Annotated in this window: 19 protein-coding genes and 1 pseudogene; 16 read left to right on the top strand and 4 right to left on the bottom strand. The window is 71.7% G+C overall.

Going from position 1 to position 19,765, the window contains the following annotated elements; all coding sequences use genetic code 11:
• Window positions 1-62 precede the first annotated feature (62 nt).
• Genes ileS through AB0K00_RS50675 form a run of 8 tightly spaced genes read left to right on the top strand, consistent with a single transcriptional unit; the run spans window position 63 to window position 8,214 of the window.
• Window positions 63-3,185, top strand: coding sequence for an isoleucine--tRNA ligase (gene ileS, locus AB0K00_RS50640; protein ID WP_363537854.1), 3,123 nt, complete (start codon window positions 63-65; stop codon window positions 3,183-3,185).
• 37 nt (window positions 3,186-3,222) lie between these two features.
• The gene (locus AB0K00_RS50645) at window positions 3,223-3,954 is read left to right on the top strand and encodes a hypothetical protein (protein WP_363537856.1); all 732 of its coding nucleotides are present in this window, start codon (window positions 3,223-3,225) and stop codon (window positions 3,952-3,954) included.
• Between the two features lie 19 nt (window positions 3,955-3,973).
• A complete protein-coding gene (locus AB0K00_RS50650; protein ID WP_363537893.1) occupies window positions 3,974-4,633 on the top strand; it encodes a response regulator transcription factor in 660 nt (219 codons plus the stop codon).
• Window positions 4,633-5,973, top strand: a complete 1,341-nt coding sequence (locus AB0K00_RS50655; protein WP_363537858.1) for a HAMP domain-containing sensor histidine kinase — start codon at window positions 4,633-4,635, stop codon at window positions 5,971-5,973. The genes AB0K00_RS50650 and AB0K00_RS50655 overlap by 1 nt, the downstream gene beginning before the upstream one ends.
• A gap of 45 nt (window positions 5,974-6,018) precedes the next feature.
• Window positions 6,019-6,363 carry a hypothetical protein gene (locus tag AB0K00_RS50660; RefSeq protein ID WP_363537859.1) on the top strand — a complete coding sequence of 115 codons (345 nt, stop codon included), beginning with the start codon at window positions 6,019-6,021 and terminating at the stop codon, window positions 6,361-6,363.
• Complete coding sequence (locus tag AB0K00_RS50665; protein ID WP_363537861.1) at window positions 6,356-7,372, top strand: hypothetical protein; 1,017 nt, start codon at window positions 6,356-6,358, stop codon at window positions 7,370-7,372. The genes AB0K00_RS50660 and AB0K00_RS50665 overlap by 8 nt, the downstream gene beginning before the upstream one ends.
• 27 nt (window positions 7,373-7,399) lie before the next feature.
• Complete coding sequence (locus AB0K00_RS50670) at window positions 7,400-7,792, top strand: MarR family transcriptional regulator (protein ID WP_363537863.1); 393 nt, start codon at window positions 7,400-7,402, stop codon at window positions 7,790-7,792.
• Between the two features lie 35 nt (window positions 7,793-7,827).
• Complete coding sequence (locus tag AB0K00_RS50675; RefSeq protein WP_363537865.1) at window positions 7,828-8,214, top strand: hypothetical protein; 387 nt, start codon at window positions 7,828-7,830, stop codon at window positions 8,212-8,214.
• On the opposite strand, the gene AB0K00_RS50680 is transcribed toward AB0K00_RS50675, so the two are convergent.
• A complete protein-coding gene (locus tag AB0K00_RS50680; RefSeq protein ID WP_363537867.1) occupies window positions 8,158-9,591 on the bottom strand; it encodes an MFS transporter in 1,434 nt (477 codons plus the stop codon). The two genes, AB0K00_RS50675 and AB0K00_RS50680, sit on opposite strands and share 57 nt — an antisense overlap.
• Before the next feature lie 79 nt (window positions 9,592-9,670).
• Between AB0K00_RS50680 and AB0K00_RS50685 the strand changes: the two genes are divergently transcribed.
• Both AB0K00_RS50685 and AB0K00_RS50690 read left to right on the top strand, forming a co-directional pair.
• Window positions 9,671-10,657, top strand: a complete 987-nt coding sequence (locus tag AB0K00_RS50685; protein ID WP_363537869.1) for an Lrp/AsnC family transcriptional regulator — start codon at window positions 9,671-9,673, stop codon at window positions 10,655-10,657.
• A gap of 80 nt (window positions 10,658-10,737) precedes the next feature.
• A complete protein-coding gene (locus tag AB0K00_RS50690; protein ID WP_363537871.1) occupies window positions 10,738-11,301 on the top strand; it encodes an ankyrin repeat domain-containing protein in 564 nt (187 codons plus the stop codon).
• 114 nt (window positions 11,302-11,415) lie between these two features.
• Here AB0K00_RS50690 and AB0K00_RS50695 read toward each other — a convergent pair whose 3' ends face one another.
• Window positions 11,416-12,150 carry a phosphotransferase gene (locus AB0K00_RS50695; RefSeq protein WP_363537873.1) on the bottom strand — a complete coding sequence of 245 codons (735 nt, stop codon included), beginning with the start codon at window positions 12,148-12,150 and terminating at the stop codon, window positions 11,416-11,418.
• 77 nt (window positions 12,151-12,227) lie between these two features.
• Between AB0K00_RS50695 and AB0K00_RS50700 the strand changes: the two genes are divergently transcribed.
• The gene (locus AB0K00_RS50700) at window positions 12,228-12,812 is read left to right on the top strand and encodes a GNAT family N-acetyltransferase (protein WP_363537875.1); all 585 of its coding nucleotides are present in this window, start codon (window positions 12,228-12,230) and stop codon (window positions 12,810-12,812) included.
• A 39-nt stretch (window positions 12,813-12,851) separates the two neighbouring features.
• On the opposite strand, the gene AB0K00_RS50705 is transcribed toward AB0K00_RS50700, so the two are convergent.
• Window positions 12,852-13,490, bottom strand: coding sequence for a DUF4241 domain-containing protein (locus tag AB0K00_RS50705; protein WP_363537877.1), 639 nt, complete (start codon window positions 13,488-13,490; stop codon window positions 12,852-12,854).
• 80 nt (window positions 13,491-13,570) lie between these two features.
• Between AB0K00_RS50705 and AB0K00_RS50710 the strand changes: the two genes are divergently transcribed.
• Entirely contained in the window at window positions 13,571-14,365 is a 795-nt protein-coding gene (locus AB0K00_RS50710; protein ID WP_363537878.1) for a hypothetical protein, read from the top strand.
• A 103-nt stretch (window positions 14,366-14,468) separates the two neighbouring features.
• Here AB0K00_RS50710 and AB0K00_RS50715 read toward each other — a convergent pair whose 3' ends face one another.
• Window positions 14,469-15,062 carry a tetratricopeptide repeat protein gene (locus AB0K00_RS50715; protein WP_363537880.1) on the bottom strand — a complete coding sequence of 198 codons (594 nt, stop codon included), beginning with the start codon at window positions 15,060-15,062 and terminating at the stop codon, window positions 14,469-14,471.
• Window positions 15,063-15,555: 493 nt separating this feature from the next.
• Between AB0K00_RS50715 and AB0K00_RS50720 the strand changes: the two genes are divergently transcribed.
• The 4 genes and pseudogenes from AB0K00_RS50720 to AB0K00_RS50735 all read left to right on the top strand — a co-directional run bounded on the left by AB0K00_RS50720 (window position 15,556) and on the right by AB0K00_RS50735 (window position 19,584).
• Window positions 15,556-17,391, top strand: a complete 1,836-nt coding sequence (locus AB0K00_RS50720) for a hypothetical protein (protein WP_363537882.1) — start codon at window positions 15,556-15,558, stop codon at window positions 17,389-17,391.
• A complete protein-coding gene (locus AB0K00_RS50725) occupies window positions 17,388-18,107 on the top strand; it encodes a CHAT domain-containing protein (RefSeq protein WP_363537884.1) in 720 nt (239 codons plus the stop codon). The genes AB0K00_RS50720 and AB0K00_RS50725 overlap by 4 nt, the downstream gene beginning before the upstream one ends.
• Before the next feature lie 291 nt (window positions 18,108-18,398).
• Window positions 18,399-18,542 (top strand): annotated as a pseudogene (locus AB0K00_RS50730) (peptidylprolyl isomerase); the annotation flags it as partial.
• Window positions 18,543-18,630: 88 nt separating this feature from the next.
• Window positions 18,631-19,584 (top strand): septum formation family protein, encoded by a 954-nt coding sequence (locus AB0K00_RS50735; protein ID WP_363537886.1) that lies wholly within the window; start codon window positions 18,631-18,633, stop codon window positions 19,582-19,584.
• Window positions 19,585-19,765 lie beyond the last annotated feature (181 nt).

Raw genomic sequence — 19,765 nt, forward strand, 5'->3', positions numbered from 1 at the left:
TCGGCACCGCCCGGCCGGAGGTGAGCGGACCTGGGATGGCGCAGCGGGTAGCATGCCCTGACATGTACCGTGCCGTGCCCGCCCAGGTCGACCTGCCCGCCCTGGACCATGACGTCCTGCGCTTCTGGCAGCGCGACGGTGTCTTCGCCCGCAGCCTCGAGCAGTCCCGCGGCCGACCCGAATGGGTGTTCTACGAGGGCCCGCCGACCGCCAACGGGATGCCCGGCGCGCACCACATCGAGGCGCGCGTGTTCAAGGACGTCTTCCCGCGGTACCGGACGATGAAGGGCTTCCACGTCGAGCGCAAGGCCGGCTGGGACTGCCACGGGCTGCCGGTCGAGCTGGCCGTGGAGAAGGAGCTCGGCTTCACCGGCAAGCAGGACATCGAGGACTACGGCATCGCCGCGTTCAACGCGAAGTGCCGCGAGTCGGTGACCCGGCACACCGACGCGTTCGCCGAGCTCACGCACCGCATGGGCTACTGGGTCGACATGGACGACGCGTACCGGACCATGGACCCGCCCTACATCGAGTCCGTCTGGTGGTCGCTGAAGCAGATCTTCGACAAGGGCCTGCTTGTCGAGGACTTCCGGGTCGCGCCGTGGTGCCCGCGGGACCAGACCGCGCTGTCCGATCATGAGCTGGCCCAGGGGTACGAGACCGACGTCGACCCGTCGGTGTTCGTCCGGTTCCCGCTCACGTCGGGCCCCCTGGCCGGCCGGGTCGCGATGCTGGTGTGGACGACGACGCCGTGGACGCTGGTGTCCAACACCGCCGTGGCCGTCAACCCCGACGTCACGTACGTGGTCGCGACCGACGGCACCGAGCAGCTGCTGCTCGCCGAGCCTCTCGTCGCGTCCGTGCTGGGCGACGGGTGGACGCTCACCGGGGAGAGCTTCACCGGCAAGGAACTGGAGCGGTGGACCTACCGGCCGCCGTTCGACCTGGTCGACGTGCCCGACGCGCACATCGTGATCCTCGCCTCCTACGTCACCACCGACAGCGGCACCGGCCTGGTCCACCAGTCGCCGGCGTTCGGCGCCGACGACCTCGCCAGCTGCCGCGCCTACGGGCTGCCGATGATCAACCCGGTGCGCCGCGACGGCACGTTCGAGCCGCAGCTGGCCCTCGTCGGCGGGCTGTTCTTCCGGGATGCGAACGCGCCGCTGGTCGAGGACCTCGACGCGAAGGGCCTGCTGTTCCGGCACGTGCCCTACGAGCACAGCTACCCGCACTGCTGGCGCTGCCACACCGCACTGATCTACTACGCGCAGCCGTCCTGGTATGTGCGGACCACCGCCATCCGCGACGACATGCTGCGGGAGAACGAACGCACCAACTGGCAGCCGGAGAGCGTCAAGCACGGCCGCTACGGTGACTGGCTGGTCAACAACGTCGACTGGGCGCTGTCCCGGCAGCGTTACTGGGGCACCCCGCTGCCCATCTGGCGCTGCCCCGAGGAGCACCTGACCTGCGTCGGTTCCCTGGCCGAGCTGGGCGCGCTCGCGGAGAAGGACCTGTCGGACCTCGACCCGCACCGGCCGTTCATCGACGAGGTCACCTTCGCCTGCCACTGCGGGGCGACCGCGACCCGTGTCCCGGACGTCATCGACGCCTGGTACGACTCGGGGGCGATGCCGTTCGCGCAGTTCGGCTACCCGTACCGCAACGCGGACGTGTTCGAGAAGCGTTTCCCGGCGCAGTTCATCTCCGAGGCGATCGACCAGACCCGCGGCTGGTTCTACACGCTGATGGCCGTCAGCACCCTCGTCTTCGGCCGCAACTCCTACGAGAACGTGGTCTGCCTCGGCCACATCCTCGCCGAGGACGGCCGCAAGATGTCCAAGCACCTCGGCAACATCCTGCAGCCGATTCCGCTGATGGACCAGCACGGCGCCGACGCGGTCCGCTGGTTCATGGCCGCCGTCGGCTCGCCCTGGTCGGCACGCCGGGTCGGGCCCACCACCCTGCAAGAGGTGGTCCGCAAGACCCTGCTGACCTACTGGAACACGGTCGCGTTCCAGGCCCTGTACGGGCGCACCGCCGGCTGGACGCCGTCGCCGTCGGACCCTCCGGCCGCGCAGCGTCCGGTCATGGACCGCTGGGTGCTGTCGGAGCTGCACACGCTGGTCGGCCGGGTCGACGCCGCGATGGACGCGTTCGACACGCACGAGACCGGCAAGCTCCTGGCCGCGTTCGTCGACGACCTGTCCAACTGGTACGTGCGCCGCAGCCGCCGCCGGTTCTGGCGCGGCGACCCCGCGGCCCTCGCGACCCTGCACGAGGTCGTGTCGACGGTGACGCTGCTGCTGGCCCCGATCGTCCCGTTCATCACCGAACGGGTCTGGCAGGACATCGTCGTGGCCGCCGCACCCGGCTCGGCGCCGTCGGTGCACCTGGCCGCGTACCCGGCGGTCGACGCCACCCTGGTCGACCCGGCGCTGTCGGCGCAGATGATCCTGGCCCGGCGGCTGGTCGAGCTGGGCCGGGCGGCCCGCGCCGACTCCGGCATCCGCGTGCGCCAGCCGCTGTCGCGGGCCCTCGCCTCGGCGAGCGGCTTCGACAAGCTGCCCGCGGACCTCCTCGCGGAGATCGCGTCGGAGCTCAACGTCGCCTCCGTCGTCCCGGTCGACGCGGCCGGGTCGTCGCTGGTCGACGCGACCGCCAAGGCCAACTTCCGGGCCCTGGGCAAGCGGTTCGGCAAGGGCGTCCAGGACGTTGCCAAGGTCATCGCCGCCGCGGACGCGCTGGAGCTGCGTGACGCGTTGCGCGACACGGGCACGGCCACGGTCCTCGTCGGCGGCGAACCGGTCACGCTCACCCCGGACGAGGTCTTCATCACCGAGACCCCGCGGGAGGGCTGGACGGTCGCCGCGGATTCCGGTGCCACCCTCGCCCTGGACCTGCGGCTCACGCCGGAGCTGGAGCGGGCCGGCCTGGCCCGCGACGCCGTCCGGCAGATCCAGGAGGCCCGCAAGTCCACCGGCCTCGACGTGGTCGACCGGATCGAGCTGCGCTACACCACGACCCGCGACGACACCGCCCTGGCGCTGACGGAGCACCGCGACCTGGTCACCGACGACGTCCTCGCCACCGGCTACGCCGAGGGCGAGCCGACGTGGCCGGACGCCGCCGCGTTCACCGACGAGTCGCTCGGCCTCACCTTCTGGCTGCGCAAGGCCTGAGCCGGTCGCGTCGGGGCCGCTCTGCGATCATTGACGCGTGTCGAGTCTGGTGCTGGCGGGTGTGGCGACGGCGGTCGCGGCGGTGCTGTATGCGGTGCTCGCCGTGCGGTGGCGGCGGCCCAGCGCCGCGCAGCGCCGGGTGAGCGCGGACCTTCCGGGGGTCGAGGTCGACCCTTTCCACGCGCTCGCCGCGGCGCACGACTCGCCCGGCGCGATGGACGACGCCGCCGTCGCCACGCTCCTGCTCGACGACCTGGTCGCCATCGACGCCGACGGCAGGATGGCGGTGACCGAGCGCGGCCGCGACCCGCACTGGGCTCCCGTGCACCCGGTCTCGGTCGTGTGGCTGGAGCGCGTGTCCCGCGCCGAACGGCCGGCCGCGATGTCGCAGCTGCGCCGGGACCCGGAGCTGCGCGAGTTCTGCGCGGAGTTCGTGCGGGAGCAGGACCTGCGGCAGGCCCAGTGGATGCGGCCGGCGCCGAACCACGCCGCGGCGCTCGCCGGTGTGGTCACGCTGCTGCTCGGCGGCTGCTACGCGGTCCTGCTGGTGTTCTTCGGCGAGCACCGGCCGCCGGGAGGGCTTGCCGGTGGCGTGGGCCTGACCGTGCTTCTCGGGCTGCTGTTCAGCGCGGTGCTCGGCTGGCTCGTCCAGCGCTGGTTCCCGGACCCGCCCAACCTGTTCCGCGAACACTGCGCCGGGCTGCCGCACCCGGCGACCGAGATGCTCGACCCGGACCAGCGGGCACAGCTGCACGCCAGCAGCCGCTGAGCTTACGATGCGTGCCGTGGTGCACGTGCTGGTGGTCGACGACGATCCGCCCCTCGCGGACTCGCTGCGCCGTGCCCTGGTCTACGGCGGCTACCGGGTCACCGTCGCCGCCACGGGCCCGGCGGCGCTCGACGCCGTCGCCGCGGAGCGGCCCGACCTCGTGGTGCTCGACCGGATGCTGCCCGGGCTCGACGGGGTCGGGGTGTGCCGGCGGCTGCGGGCGACCGACCGGGACCTGCCGGTGCTCATGCTCACCGCCCGCGACGCCACCGCCGACCGCGTCGAGGGTCTCGACGCCGGCGCCGACGACTACCTCGTCAAGCCGTTCGAATACGACGAGCTGCTCGCCCGGGTGCGGGCGCTGCTGCGGCGGGTCCGACCGGAGCGGCTCGAGTTCCGGGACGTGTGGCTGGACCCGGGTGCGCACGAGTGCCGGCGCGGCGAGGTCGTCCTCGACCTGACCGCGCTGGAGTTCCGGCTCCTCGAGCACTTCCTCACCCACCCGCGGCAGGTGCTGAGCCGGGCGCAGCTGCTCGAAGCGGTGTGGGGCATTGACTTCGCCACCGGCAGCAACGTCGTCGACGTCTACGTCGGGTACCTGCGGGCGAAGCTCGGCGAGCCGCGGCTGCTGCACACGATCCGTGGTGTCGGCTACGTCCTGCGGGCCGGGGGCGGCTGATGTCGATCCGGCTGAGGATCACCCTGTTCGGGCTCGGCGTCGCCGGTGCCGTCCTCGGGCTGTTCTGCGCCGCGGTGTACCTGTTGCTCGCCGCCGGTGCGGCCGCCGGGCAGGACACCGCACTGGCCGCCCGCGCCGACGTGGTCGCGCGGTCACTGACCGGCCTGCCGCCCGCCGCGCAGGGCCCGGCGCCGGCGTCCGTCGACGTGCGCACCAGCGCCGACATCTTCGTCATGGTCGTGGACCCGCAAGGCCGGGTCCTGTTCAGCACCGGCACTCTGGACGGCGGCTTCCCGTCGGTACCGGCGGCGACGCTCCACCAACGACAGTCCACTGTGGACATTGGGGTGCCGGTGCGGGTCGCGGTACGCGAGACCGCCGGCGGGCACGTCGTCGCCGCGCAGACGACCCGGAAGGTCACCGACGACCGGCGTGGCCTGTTCGTGCTCGTCTTCGTCTACGCCGTCCTCGCCCTCGCCGCGGCGGCCGGCGCGACGTGGCTCGTCACCGGCCGGGCGCTGCGGCCGCTGCGGCAGCTGACCGGGCACGTCGAGCAGATCGGCCGGGAGCAGGACTTCACCCGGCGGCTGCCGCCGGTGCCGGTCCGCGACGACGTGGGCCGGCTCACCGCCGCGTTCAACACGATGATGGAACGGCTGCAGGGCAGCTACGCCGCGCAGCGGCGGTTCGTCGCCGACGCGTCGCACGAGCTGCGCACGCCGCTCACCACGATCCGCAACAACGCCGGGTTCCTGCAACGGCATCCCGACGCGGCGCCCGAGGACGTGGCCGCGGCGGTGCGGGACATCGCGGGGGAGAGCGCCCGGATGAGCCGGCTCGTCGAGCACCTGCTGACCCTCGCCCGGTCCGACGCCGCGGGGCTCGACCTCGCCCCGGTGGACCTGGGGGCGCTGGTCACCGACGTGTGCCGGCAGGCGGAGGCGCAGCACCCGGACCGCAGCTTCCACCGCGCGATCACGCCCACGCCGCCGGTGCACGGCTCCCTCGACGCGCTCACCCAGCTGGTGTGGATCCTGCTGGACAACGCGGTGAAGTACTCCGCGGCCGGCGGCAACGTGTGGGTCACCGTCACCCAGCGCGGCGACCGGGCGCAGCTCAACGTCACCGACGACGGCACCGGCATCCCGCCCGGCGCCGAGCGGCAGATCTTCGAACGGTTCCACCGCGGCGACGAGGCCCGCACCGGCCCCGGCGCCGGCCTCGGCCTCGCCATCGCACTGTCCATCGTGGACGCGCACGGCGGCACGATCGTCGCGGCGAACAACGCCACCGGCGGCGCGTCGTTCGTCGCCGACCTGCCGCTCTCATCGTCTTCTTAACTCCCGCTCATCCCCGGCTCATCGTCGGGGGCGACGCTGCACGGTATGGCCGTGCTGCGGGGACTGCTCGTGCTGCAGGGGGCGTTCGGGCTCACCAGTACCCTCGGCGTGCTCACGCTGATGGGGTTCAACCCCGTGTACGCGATCGTGCCGGTCGCGCATGCCGCGCTGCTCATGACGCTCGGCGCGCTGCTGGAACGCCGCCGGTGGGCGCTCGTCACCGTCATCGTCGCCGAGGTCCTCGCGGTCGGCGGCTGGCAGCTGCAGCTGCTGCTCGGGTTCCTGCCCCAGCTGGACTTCACGGTGAACCTCACCGGCCTGCTCACCACCCTCGCCCTGCCTGCGACGGTGCTCGTCCTGTGTGCCCGGCGGGTGACCGCCCGTGCGTGACTTCTGGCTCGGCATCGCCCCCGAGCACCGCGTCGGCCTGCTGTGCCTCCTCGCCTCGCCGCTGCTGCTCGTCCAGGTGCGGCGCTGGCGGGCCGCGGCGTTGGAGGAGCGGTGGTGCTCGGGCCTGCTCGGCACTCTCGCCATCGTCCATCTGGGACTCCCGCCGTGGTTCGGGTCCGTACTGTCCGCCGGGCTGTTCGGCTGGCTGGCCGTGCGGTGCCTCGGCGGCCGGTCGTGGCGGGTGCAGAGCGGGTTCCTGGTGACGGCCCAGCTGCTGCTGTTCGTCGCGGCGTCCGGGGTACGGGCGGCGACCCCCGATCAGGTCGGCCTGACGGTGGCGGTGCTGGAGCTGGCGCTGCTGTCCATCTCCTGCCGGCGGGCCCTGGCGCGGGTGGGCACCGTCGCGCTGGTGTTCGTGTTCGGCACCGCGATGTGGGTGGTGTCGATCGCCGGACACGACCACGAGGGCGTCGACCGCATCCAGGCCGGCACGGTGCAGCGCCCGGCCGGCCCGCCGCCGAGCGCCGTCGAACGGGCCGCGGCCCGGGACCTCGCCGCGCAGGTCCGCGCGTCCACCACCCGGTACGCGACCCTGGCCGCGGCGGAGGCCGACGGGTACCGCGTGACCGGTTCCCGGACCGGGACGCAGGTGCACTTCGAGCACAAGGGCCACCAGAACGACGACCGGATCCTCGACCCCGCGGCGCCGGAACAGCTCGTGTACGCCGTCCGCGGCGACCGGGCGCGGCTGCTCGGGGTGGTGTTCCAGGTGCCGGTCGCCGGCGCGGCCGGCCCGGCGATCGGTGGCGCCGACACCCGGTGGCACGCCCACGACGTGTGCGTCGGCCTGCTGCCGCCCGGGTTCGGCGTGGTATCACCGTTCGGGTCGTGCCCGGGGTTCACGTTCGCCACGACGCTGCCGGAGATGATCCACGTCTGGGTGGTGGACCCGCCCGGCGGCCCGTACGCCGAGCACCTCGACGACGACTGGATAAAAGCCTTGCCCTGATACTACGGATCCGTATAATCCGAAACCGTGATACTTGAGCTGCAGCGTGCCACGCACGCCACCCTGCAGGTCCTTTCGGCGCGCCTGGTCGACCTGGACCTGACCCCGTCGGAGCTCAATGCCCTCGGCAACCTCGCCGACGGCACCGGCCGCACCGTCTCCGAGCTCGGCGCCGCCGTCGGCAGCCGGCCCACCACGCTCACCGGCGTCCTGGACCGGCTCGAACGGCGTGGCCTCATCACCCGCGGCGCCCGCCCCGGCGACCGCCGCGCCGTCCTCATCACCCTCACCGACGACGGCGCCGCCACCGCGGCCGTCATCACCCGAGCCATCGCCGACCTCGAAGCCGAGACGCTCGCGGGCCTGCCCGCCTCGGCCGTCGAAGGCGCCCTGGCCGTCCTGCGGGCGCTGACCCGATGAGCGCCGCATCCGACGCTGTTCGCGGAGGTGGCGCGATGAGCACTGCGTTCGACGCGCTGTTCGCCGAGGTGGTCGGCGACACCGGCCGGTTCGGGCACCGGGAGCACGTGCACGTCACCTGGCTGGCCGTGCGCCGCTTCGGCACCGCCGAGGCCGTGGACGTGATCAGCGACGGGATCCGGCGCACCGCCAGGTACGCCGGCGCGCCGCAGAAATATCACGCCACCATCAGCCGCGCCTGGGTCGAGCTCGTCGCCTGCCATGCGGACCCGGGCGAGGACGACTTCGACGCCTTCCTCACCCGGTGCCCGGACCTGCTCGACAAGCGGCTGCTGAGCCACTTCTACCGCAGCCGCACCCTCGCGTCAGTGGCCGCCAGAAGCGGCTGGGTCGAGCCGGACCTGCGGCCCATCCCCGCCTGACGTGACCGTCCCCGGGCCCGCCTCCGCCCCCGCCCCCGCGGCGGCTTCGCGGCGGACGAACAGCATCACCAGCACGCCTGCCGCCAGGGCGAGAATCCCGGCGACGAGCAGCGTCTGGTCCAGCGCGTCGGCGACGCCCGCGCGCGGGTCGCGGTGTGCGGCCAGGCGGTGGCTGAACACGGCACCGAACACGGCCACGCCGAGGGCGAACCCGAGCTGCCGGAACGTGTTCACCGCGCCGCTGGCCATGCCGCTGCGCTCCGGCGGCGCCGCCGCGAGCGCCGCCGACGCGAGGACCGGCAGCACCATCGCGACACCGACGCCGGCGACGATCAGGCCGGGGATCAACGCCGTCCCCGGGCTGGTCGCGGTCAGCCGCGCCTGCAGCAGGTCGCCGGCGCCGACGAGCAGCAGCCCCACCCCGATCGACCACCGGGGAGCGACCCGCTGCAGGAGCCGGCCGCCGAACGCGGCGACGACGAACGACGCGACGCTCAACGGCAGCGCGCCGAGCAGCCCCGCGTCGACCGGTCCCTTGCCGAGGAACTGCTGCAACCACACGGTGACGAACGGCAGGTACGCGAACGCCGCCGCCTGCGCGAGCACCGCCGCGATCATCAGGGTGCTGAACGACACGCGGCGGAACAGGCGCAGGTCCAGCATCGGATGGTCGGTGGCCCGCTCCACCAGCACGAACACGACGAGCGCGGCTGCGGAGACGCCGAACGCGGTCAGCGTCGACGGGGCGGTCCAGCCGGCCTCGCCGCCGCGGATGAGGCCGTAGGTGACCGCGGCCGCGCTGAGCGTGAACGTGACGGTGCCCGGCAGGTCGAAGCGGGCGTCGGTGCGACCCTTGGACTCGGTGATGCCGCGGACCGTGAACCACACCGCGAGCAGGCTGACGGGCAGGTTGACCAGGAAGATCCAGCGCCAGCCGAGGTGCTCGGTGAGCAGCCCGCCGACGATCGGGCCGGCCGCCGCGGCGGCGCCGTTGACCGCACCCCACACGCCGAACGCGATCCCGCGGTCCTTGCCGCTGTACGTGACGCTGAGCAGCGCCACGGTGGTGGCGAACATCGCGGCCCCGCCGATGCCCTGCAGGAACCGCGCCCCGACCAGGACGCCGGCGCTGTTGGCGACCGCGCACAGCAGCGACGCGGCGGCGAACACCACCGTCCCGGCGAGATACATCCGGCGCCGGCCGTGCCGGTCGGCCAGGGCACCCGCGCCGAGCAGCAGCGCCGCGAGCGCCAGGGCGTACCCGTCGAGGACCCACTGCAGCCCGTCGAGCGAGGCGTGCAGGTCCTCGGCGATGGCCGGCAGGGCCACCGTCACGATCGTGACGTCGACGAGCAGCATGAACGTGCCGATGGACACGGCTATCAGGGGAGACCATTTCCGCATGCCGACGACTCTGCGGTATCGGTGACCGCCACGCGAAGCCAGCAGAAGGAAGATGGCGAAATTCGACGTCGGCTACGGTGGGCTGGTGGAAATCGACACGCTGGACCGGCAGATCGTGGACGCGTTACGGGTCGACGGGCGGGCCGGCTTCAGCCGGATCGCCGAGATCCTGGGCGTCTCGGACCAGACGGTGGCCAGGCGGTTCCGCCGCCTGCGCGCCGAGGCAGGGGTGCGGGTCGTCGGCCTGCCCAACGGCATCCGGCTCGGCTACGACAAGTGGATGATCCGGGTGCAGAGCACCCCAGGCGGGGCGTCGGCCATCGGCGAGGCCCTCGCCCGCCGACCCGACACGACCTGGGTCACCATCGCCTCCGGCGGCACCGAGGTGACCTGCATCGTGCAGAACCCGGGCACCGCCGACCGCGACGCCCTGCTGCTGCAGAAGCTGCCGCACACCCCGCGGATCGTGTCCGTGCGCGCACACTGCCTGATCCACTACTTCGCCGGCGGCGCGGTCGACCCCTCCGGACCGACCGCCCTCACCCCGGAGCAGGCCGCCGCGGTGCTGCCACCGTCCGACGAGGGCCCCGCCGTGCTGCTCGACTCCGACCAGCCCCTCGTCGCCGCCCTCGCCCGCGACGGCCGCACCGGCCTGCCCGAGCTCGCCACCGCCACCGGCTGGTCGGAGTCGACCGTCCGCCGCCGCCTCGATCACCTGCTGCGCACCGGCGCGCTGTTCTTCGACGTGGAGGTGAACCCGGTCCTGTTCGGCTACAACGCCCGGATCCTGCTGTGGATGTCCGTCGCCCCCGCGCACCTGGAGACCGTCGGCCGGGCCCTGGCCGGCCACCGGGAGGTCGTGTTCGCGGCCGCGACGACCGGCGCCACCAACCTCGTCGCCACCGTCATCTGCCCCGACATGGCCGGCCTGTACGAGTACCTCACCCACCGCATCGGCCCGCTGCCCGGCGTCGAACGCGTCGAGACCGCCCCGGCCCTGCGCCACGTGAAGCAGGTCGGCGCCGTGCCGGCACTGTAAAACGCCCGAACCTGAACGTGGTGCGACCGGGGCAACCGACGACGGGTTCGGCGAGGATCGAGCAAAGTTAGGGTGCAGGCATGGACGCGCTGCGAGAGGGTCCGCTGCACGTTGCCGCCCAGGCGGGCGACGGGCCGGAGGTGGCCCGGCTGATCGCCGCGGGCGCCGTCGTGGACGCCGGCAACTACCGCAGGTACACGCCGTTGCACGTCGCCGCCGGGATGGCGGCGGCCGAGGCCGTCGCGGTGCTGCTGGCCGCCGGCGCGGACGCCGGGGCCCTTACGACCTGCAACACCACGCCGCTGCACGAGGTGGCCCGCGGCGGAGTCGGCGCTGCCGCGGATGCTGTGGAGGTCATCGACAGGCTTCTCGCCGCCGGCTGCCCGCTCAACGCCGTGGACAACGTCGGACGCACCGCGCTGTGGTACGCGGCGGCCACCGGCACCACACCGTGGCCGGCCGAGCAGCAGACCGCCCGCTGCCGCGTCCTGCAGCACCTGCTCGATCGGGGCGCTGACCACCGCATCGCCGCGCGCGGCACGCAGGGCCGGCCGGTCGACGCGGCTCGGGGACTGCACCAGGCCAAGAAGTACCGAATCGAGTGGGCCCAGGGCGCGGCGCTGCTGGAAGCCCACGACCAATGAGGAGTGCCGGCCGCACGCACAGGTCGCCGGGGTCGGCCGCGCTGATCATCCTCGCCGCACCATCCGACGTGCTGCGACCATGCCTGGTCAGGCCGGTCAGGCCGGTCAGGCCGGTCAGGCCGGTCGGACTTCGGCGAGCCGCTTGACTGCGTACTCGCCGCCCCAGCAGACGGCGGCGTCCCAGGCGGCCGAGGCTTGCGCGGCGACGTCGTGTGCGGGGTCGTCGAGGCCGGCGGCGTTGCCGGGCAGCACCAGGTCGAGGTCGGGGACGTCGACGTGCGACTCGTCCCAGTCGATCAGCGCGACCTGATCCGCGGTCACGCGGACGTTGCCAGGGTTGTTGGGGTTGCCGTGCACGACGCAGGTCTGACGTCCGGTGAGCCGCGCCCACGCCGCCCGGCATCGAGCAACGCTCTGCGGGGGCATCGCGCCCAGGTCGATTCTCGTCCCGGTCTCGACGTGCAGGAGGTCGGTCGAGGATCGCCAGCCTGGGCGCTGCGGCCAGCCCTGCGTCAACCGATGCAGCTCGCGGAGCACGCCGGCCACGCGACGCCAGTCCGCCTGCGTCTCGGGAGGTCCGCCCTCCAGGTAGGTCATCACCACGAGACCGTCGGCGAACAGCCGGCCGTCCGTGGTCGGGATCGGCACCGGCACGGTCAGACCTTCACGGTCAAGGTGTTGCATGAGCTCGGTCTCCCACGCGAGATCAGCGTCGCTCCTGGAGCCGAGTCGACCGACCGCGAGACGCCCGTTGACACACACGCTCCACACGTCGTTGGCGACCCCGCCAGCGAGCGGTTCGATGCGCGCGGCGTCTTCACCCCACTGCCCGAGTGCCTCCCACCCCACCGGCCACATGTTACGGGGCAACAGGGACGCCCCGGGTTCCTCCGCGCACCCGAACGACTGCCGGTAGCGTCGCCGTCATGCCGTTGGCTCCTGAATTGACGGTCCTTGAAGGCCGCTTCGTACGTCTCGAGCCGCTCGCACTGTCCCATGTTCCCGCCCTGTTCGCGGCGGGCGGCCGGGACGACGAGGTCTGGCGCTGGCTGAGCGCGCCGACGCCGCGTACCGAATCGGACCTGCACGAGATCGTCTCCAGGCGCCTCAAGGACGTCGAGGACCGGAAGCGCGTCGCGTTCGCCGTGCTGGGCCGCGACGAGGGCGCGGCGATCGGCACCACGAATCTGCACAGCTGGCATCGCGGCGACGGCCGCATCGAGATCGGTGGCACCTGGTTCGGCAGGAAGTGGTGGCGCACCGCGGCGAACACCGAAACCAAGCTCCTCACGATGACCTACGCCTTCGAGACGCTCGGCTACACCGCCGTGGTCTGGCGCATCGGTGCGGGGAACCTCCGCTCACGAGAGGCGATCGCGCGCATCGGGGCCACCCTGATCGGCCCCGAACCGGAGGTCGCCGGCGAGCCGGGCCTGCTCCTGTACGCGATCCACCAGGCCGAGTGGCCGGCGGCGAAGGCCCGCCTGTCCGAACGCCTGGCCAGGACCTAGACGAGTGCGCAACGTCGGGCACCCCGCCAACCCGCGACGCTAGGCGAGCGGCACCACGCGGAAGTCGGTGACGAAGGTCGTGATCTGCCCGTCCTCAGCGCGGCCGACGTAGGTCGCGTACCTGCCGTCGCCCCAGCCGGCGCCGACGACGTACACGTTCGCCGCCGTCGGCTCGTCGATGACCGCGCCGATGACGGCTTCGATCGGGTCGTCCGGAATCTGCGCTGGAATGAACACCTCGTCGAGCTGGTCGTAGTCCCACTCGTTCAGCAGCTCGATCGCGACCTGGTCGGCCAGCGTCGCGGTACCGGCGCCGACGGCGTAACCGAAGAAGTCGTCATTGCCGAGCGACGTGGGATCCTGGCCCGGCAGCAACGCCATGGTCCAGGACGCGGTCGGCGTGTCCGCCACCACCAGCTGCAGCGCGGCGATCCGGCGCTGCCACTCGGCGCCGTCCTTGTGCAGCACCGCCACCCAGGCCCGCAGGTCGTACCGGCCCGGCGTCACCGCGTCGACGAACGGCGTCGTGTGCGCGATCAGCGGGTCGCAGGCCACGACCTTGCCGGTCGGCAGGACGACCGGCCCAAGATCGTGGGGCTCGACAACGTAGGTGAGCCCGTCACGCTCCACGCGATACCCGGCGTTCAACAACGCGCCAAGATCTGGCATGTATGGCATGCGGGCAGCCTAAAGGCCGAAGATCAAGCGCGGCGAGACAGGTCCACGGGTCGACACATGCGTGTGCCAAGATCGTGCCCGTGGGCATCGACAACGACGTGCGCGCGGGCGCGGACTGGACCGCGGCCGCGCTGACGGGTGCCGGCTACCGCGCCGACTTCTCGCCGTCGTCACTGTGGGAGATCGAGCGGTTCCTGAGCACCGAGGCGCCGGACGGCCGCCCGCGCCCGCGCGGCCTGCTCGGCAAGGACCTGGACACCCGGTTGTCGATGCTGGGCGGCTATGTCGGCGAAGTGATCCGGCGCCAGCTGGGCGGCGCCTGGGTCCGCGACGGCGACCACGCCGCCCTGGACCTGCCCGACGGCGCCCGGATCCGGCCCGTGCAGCAGGTGATGCACCGCCTTTCCACCGGCGCCGCCGGCAGCCTCACCGCTTACGCGTCAGCATCCGGCGCGGACCCGGGCCCGCCGACGCCGGTCCTGCAGTGTCGCTGCTGCGGTGCGGTCCCGGCCGCGGACACCAAGTTCCGCGCCGTCCAGTCCGTGCTGATCTGGATCGGCTACACCCGGAGCCCGGGCCCGTTCTGCCGCGACTGCGGCACTGCTGTCTTCCGGAACCTCCAGCAGAAGATGTTCACGTTCGGCTGGTACGGCATCTTCTCCGTGGTCGCGCTGTTCGTCCTGCTGCTCAACTGGGCGGCCATGACGAAGGTGACAGGGCTGGCTGCCCCGGCCGCGCAGCCGGGCGCCGCACCCGTCCAGCCGATGGACGCCGGCCGGCCGCTGCTGCGCCGCCCGCAGGTGCTTGCCGGCATCCTCGCCCCGATCGTGCTGCTGACCGCCTTCGTGATCTACGCCCGTTCGTCTGCCCCGTGACCGCCGAGCCTTCCCCGGCCATCGCTCAGTGCCGATCCTCACCGGAGAAGACCGCGGTCAATCGGATCATGGGGGTGGGACGGGTGCCGGCCTCGGTTCTCGGTCAGTTGGAGCGGGTGGAGGCTGTCTGGTCGGCGCTGGTGCTGTCCAGCAGCGGCCCGAGCAGTTCGAGTGACTTCGCTCCGTCAGGCGACCACGTGCCGTGGATGAGGGCCGCGGCGTAGTTGCCCAGTGCCCACCGGTTGGCATGCAGGTCGGGGTCGTCAACTCGGGCCATGATCAGGTCGAGCAGGCAGGCCAAGGCGCGTGCCGGCTGGCCGGCGCTGTGCAGGGCCAGCGCGAGATAGCACAGGATGAGCACATCGTCGGGAAACAGGCTGTGCGCGCGTTCGAGCACCGTGACCGCCTCGTCGAAGCGCTCCAGGTTGCGCAGGGTGCTGCCGTAGCTGGTCAGCCCTCGACGCAGTTCCGCTCTCGGCAGGCCGGCTGCGAATGCCTGCTCGTACAGCGGTGCGGCGAGGTGAGGTTCACCGGCGAAGTCGTGGGCGCGGGCGCACTGGTATCGCGCGAACGCGCTGTCCGGATGCTGGGCCAGCAACTCCTCGAAGTACCGGACGGTGGGGGCGGGATCGGCTCGACGTGCGGCCTGCCAGCCTTGGCGTACGGAGGCGCGCAGCTGGTCATCGGATGCGGACATGGAGACTCCTTGAAAGGGATGCCGGGCAACAAGGGTGGGTGGTCAGCAGGTGCCGTCGACCGGCACTGCATGAAGAGGCAACATGTGAAGTGGAGTGACCTCGACACCTCACGAATCAGCGACCCAGACTGATCGCTGCTACCGATGCGGACGGTACCTGCGCCCGTCCGCGACGGTCAAGTCCTCAGTTCCACGGCGAGATCACCACGGCTCTCCGCGCACATCTCGGCAGTTCAGTGGCCCGGCAGGCAGCGCACTGCTCGGCGACATGAGCGGGCACTGACCGGCCGGCACTCTCGTCGATGTGAGGACGCCGCAGGCCCGTCCGTCAGGTGTGCGTAGGAAGCACGCCGAGAGGACGCCGCATGACAGTGGATGATGATTCGCAGACCCCGACACCGACACCGGCGGATGAACAGGCGCGGTCGCGACTGACGGGTCGGCCGAAGCGCTTTGTCGAGTCCGCGTTGGTGATCACGGTCGGACCGCGCCGATGACGACGGCCCAGTCGAGCTACCCAGTCGTTCCCGGCCAGCCTCGGCCAGTCGATGGGCGGCGGCAGCTCTTTGCGCACCCCGCCGCCGGGCACCGGCCGCCGCTGAACGACACCACCCGCCGGCTGTGCGCGGCCGCCTACCTCAACGACGACTTCGCGTACCAGGTCATCGGCGAGACCACCGGGGACGACCAGCGTTCCGTGCCGCTTTCCCTCGGCTTCGACGTCGAGCCGGTGATCCGCCACTCATTCCGGGCCCGACGGATGCTCGTCGTCCGCGAGGCTCTGTTGACCCTTGTCGTCGTGGTCGGGCTCGTGCTGGTGCCGGGTGCCACGCTCGCCTGGCTCGCCCTTGCCGCCGGCATCCGCCGGCTGCGGCGGGAGCGGCGCGGCTACCGCTTGCAGGCGCGGTCCGGCTGGACGTTGATCGCGTTGTCGGTGGTGCTGTACTGCTGCAGCAGCACGGCGAGCCCCCTGCTGCTCTTGGCGCAGTCCGAGCAGCCGGCGGCCTCCCCATATGACCCCTATGACACCGGTGACGCCACCGGTGATCTGTCCAGCCGGGTTTCGGAGCTGTACAACACGTCGCTGTTGATGCTGATCTTCAGCCTGCCGCTCATGCTCGCCCTCGCGACCGTGGTGGTCGCGCTCGTCACCCGGGTACGCAGCCTGCACACGCTCACCCAGACGCTCGCACCCGGTACTACAGCGCCGTTGCCCGGCCTGTCGAGCGCCCGGGTCGAGCAGCGGGTCGCCTGGCTGGCCGGGGCCCAGCGCGGCAACGTCTCCCTGCATTCGCGCGACCCGTTCATGGGCGCCGGCCAGAGCGAGCTGCAGTGGTCGATGGCCGTGCTGCTGCAGGGCGCCGCGGTCCGTGACGGCGGCCGGCACGGCGAGGAACGCTTCACCCGCGACGCCTTCGACCCGCGCACCATCTCGGCGGCGCAGCTGCAGCACCTCATCCGCGCGTCGCTGCTGCGGCTGCATGACCCGGCGCTGCCGCCGCACCAGCGGGTCCCAGGTGTCCGTCTCCTCGACCGGATCGTCGCCGATGGGGAGCGCCCTCACGGTGACCCGCTCATCGACCCGCACCACCACACGCCGCTACAGATCGCCTCGCCGGAGGCGATCGCTGCCATCACCGAGCAGCCACAGGGCGGAATCCGCTACTACCTGCACGTTCTCGTCGCCGTCGACGGGCGTGACGTGCACATGCAGGACGGCAGCGTCGCCCTGCCGGCGCAGGCGCAGGACGTCGTCATCTCGGCGTTCGTCCACGTGGCGGTCGAGGGCGGCAAGCTGTACATCGAGTTCATCCGCAGTGTCCTACCGCCCGTCGCGGACCGGTACCGCCTCGTCGACCGGCTCCGGCCGGCAATGGGGTACCTCGTCGCGCGGTCCCTGCCCGCCGTGCTGTCGGACTGGCTCAATTCCGCTGCCGCGCCCGCTCGCCTCTGGCGGCACCTACGCCAGATCGCCTTCATCAGCTACTGGGCCCGAGTGGCGCGCGAGGACGCAAAGCTGTTCCGCTTGTACGAGCACGGGGCCCGGGTGTCCGTGCGCGAGCTTGCCGCGGCGGATGAAGGGCTCACATTCCTGCAGGACCTCGACGCGAACAAGTACCTCAAGCTGGTCGAGAAGACCGTCCTGTCGACGGTGCTGGACTATCTCGAGCACTCCGGGGTGGACACCTCGGAGTTCCGGATGCAGATGATGAGCGTGCAGACCACGACCATCTTCAACGGCTCCGCAACCATGAACGGCCCAACCGCGTTCGGCTCCAAGTCGTTCGCGCAGCAGGTCGGCCAACCCGGGACGGGACCATCGGCATGACGTCGAGAGGCGGCGACGAGTTCACCTTCAACGGCCCCGTGCAGCACAACGGCCCGACGGCGTACGGCACCAACGCCAAGGCGATCCAGGGTGCGCCCGGCGCCCGGCCCTTGGTGCCGGATGGGAGTTCACGGATCCGGATTCTGTGGCTCGCCGCGAACCCGCTCAGTACGGCCCGGCTCGCGCTGGACGAGGAGGCGCGTGAGGTCACCGAGAAGCTGCGGCTGGCGCGTGACCGGGAGGTGTTCGAACTCATCACGCGCTGGGCCGTTCGTCCCGCGGATCTTCTGCAGCACCTCAACGAGCACCGCCCGCATGTTGTGCATTTCAGCGGTCACGGAGACTCGACCGGCATGATCGCGTTGTCGGCCGGTGAGGGCAACAGCCGACCGGTCACCACGGCCGCGCTCGCTGAGATGTTCCGAATCGTGAGGAACGAGGTGCGCATAGTCGTCCTCAACGCCTGCTACTCCGACATCCAGGCGCAGGCAATCGGCCAACACATCGATCACGTTGTCGGCATGCGCCGACCGATCGATGACCGGTCGGCCGCGATCTTTGCCGCCGCCTTCTACTCGGCCCTCGGTTTCGGCCGGTCGGTGCACGAGGCGTTCGAGCAGGGGAAGACCGCGTTGATGCTGCACGACATGCCCGATCATGATGTTCCGAACCTGCTGACGCGCGCCGGCGCCGATCCCTTTGTTGTCGTCACGTGACCGGATCGTCACGTGGGCCCTCTCCACCACGCGCCGCCTGGTATACACCTCTGCATGGTCATCCGCTCCGGCCCGCTGGTCGCCGCCGCTCTCGCTGCACTGGTGCTCACGGCAGCGGCGGGCTGTACTCGGTCGTCCAGTCCTGCGCAGACCAGCTCGCGTGCAGTCGCGTCGCCGAGTCCGAGCGTTGATCCGTCCTGCAGCCGCGAACCACGCGCTGAGTTCCCGCCGCTGCGCGACGGGTTCGACGAGCGCCTCGCGACCGCGCCGACGATCACCGCGAGTGCCACCGACCGCGGGCTGGTCGGGGTGCACATCGGCAGCCGCGTCCAGCTCGACGTCCCACCGGACATGACGTACGACCGGGACGTGAATCCGCAGGCGCCGGCCGGCCCGCTGCGCGTCGTCGTCGACGTCCTCGACGCGCGCACCTGACCGCGTAGCCTGTCCCGGCCCGTTCGGGGTTGGCGCAATGACCGCCCGGCCGTTGACAACGCCGGGCACGGTCGCGGAGAGTCGCCCGGTGGTTTCACGGGGGAAGACGACGATCGCATCGACTGTCCGGGCGCTGATCGCAGTCGTGCTCGTCGGGGTGTTGCTTGGGGTGTCGGGCTGCGGCACGCGCGTCGCCGGCACCGACGGCAACCTGCTCGACGACTGGCAGCCGATGGCGGCGCCGAAGTTCGACGTGCCGAGCGTCGGGATGTGCCTGGACAGCCCGTCGAAGGCGTCCTTCGACCCGGCGTTCGTGCCGGCCTCCCCGATCGAGTGCGAGCGCGCGCACACGCTCGAGGTCGTCCTGGTCGGCACCGTCGAGGGCAGCGCCGGGCAAGCGCCCGAGCCACCGGCGGCGGGCTCTGAGGGGTTCCAGGCGGCGTACACCGCCTGCAGCGCGGCGGTCAGCGACTACGTCGGCGGCGACTGGCACAACGGCATGCTCGGCATCAACGTGCAGATGCCGCTGCCGGCGCCGTGGCAGGGCGGTCTGCACTCCTACGTCTGCTCGGTCTTCGCGCTGAACAACGTGTACAGCCGGATGTCGTTCAACTCCGGGTCACTGAAGGGTGCGCTGGCCGGGGACGCGCCGAAGGCGATCCATTGCCTGGACGTGCGGGGCACCAAGAAGTCCGACGGATGGTGGGACGACCTCACCGAGCTGACCCCGATCGGCTGCACGAACCCGCACGAGGCCGAGTTCGTCGGCACCATCCAGATGAGCGGCGGCGGCACGTTCCCCGCCGCCGACATACTGAGGAAGTGGACGGTCGACCGGTGTTATCCGGTCGTGGCCAAGTTCATGGGCCTCACCCAATCCCAGTTCGACGCCCGCGAGGACATCGGGCTCGTCTGGGACGGCATCAGCAAGTTCCAATGGGACGCCGGCGACCGATACGTGCGCTGCTTCGCCCTGTTCGACCCGGGCAAGAAGGCCCGCGCCTCGATCAAAGGCCTCGGCACGAAACCACTGCCGGTCTGACCGAGCCGCGTGGAGCAACTCCGGACACGCGCCCAGCAACAGCAGGGGGCTGGCCCTGTAGGACCAGCCCCCTGTCGGGTGTTACCTCGCGGCTACCCGGTGAAGGTTGCCGTGATCTGGGTGAATTGCCAGTTGTTCTGGGCGATGCCGCTGCAGTTGGAGACGACGCCGCCGCCGGGGC

This window comes from Dactylosporangium sp. NPDC049525 (assembly GCF_040676755.1).
Taxonomy (GTDB): Bacteria; Actinomycetota; Actinomycetes; order Mycobacteriales; family Micromonosporaceae; genus Dactylosporangium.

What these genes read in the sequence shown, in the direction of transcription:
- AB0K00_RS50660 (WP_363537859.1), top strand. Translation starts at nt 6,019, where the DNA reads ATGGCCGTGCTGCGGGGACTGCTCGTGCTGCAGGGGGCGTTCGGGCTC.
- ileS (WP_363537854.1), top strand. Translation starts at nt 63, where the DNA reads ATGTACCGTGCCGTGCCCGCCCAGGTCGACCTGCCCGCCCTGGACCAT.
- AB0K00_RS50725 (WP_363537884.1), top strand. Translation starts at nt 17,388, where the DNA reads ATGACGTCGAGAGGCGGCGACGAGTTCACCTTCAACGGCCCCGTGCAG.
- AB0K00_RS50700 (WP_363537875.1), top strand. Translation starts at nt 12,228, where the DNA reads ATGCCGTTGGCTCCTGAATTGACGGTCCTTGAAGGCCGCTTCGTACGT.
- AB0K00_RS50720 (WP_363537882.1), top strand. Translation starts at nt 15,556, where the DNA reads ATGACGACGGCCCAGTCGAGCTACCCAGTCGTTCCCGGCCAGCCTCGG.
- AB0K00_RS50655 (WP_363537858.1), top strand. Translation starts at nt 4,633, where the DNA reads ATGTCGATCCGGCTGAGGATCACCCTGTTCGGGCTCGGCGTCGCCGGT.
- AB0K00_RS50715 (WP_363537880.1), bottom strand. Translation starts at nt 15,062, where the DNA reads ATGTCCGCATCCGATGACCAGCTGCGCGCCTCCGTACGCCAAGGCTGG.
- AB0K00_RS50690 (WP_363537871.1), top strand. Translation starts at nt 10,738, where the DNA reads ATGGACGCGCTGCGAGAGGGTCCGCTGCACGTTGCCGCCCAGGCGGGC.
- AB0K00_RS50705 (WP_363537877.1), bottom strand. Translation starts at nt 13,490, where the DNA reads ATGCCATACATGCCAGATCTTGGCGCGTTGTTGAACGCCGGGTATCGC.
- AB0K00_RS50675 (WP_363537865.1), top strand. Translation starts at nt 7,828, where the DNA reads ATGAGCACTGCGTTCGACGCGCTGTTCGCCGAGGTGGTCGGCGACACC.
- AB0K00_RS50685 (WP_363537869.1), top strand. Translation starts at nt 9,671, where the DNA reads ATGGCGAAATTCGACGTCGGCTACGGTGGGCTGGTGGAAATCGACACG.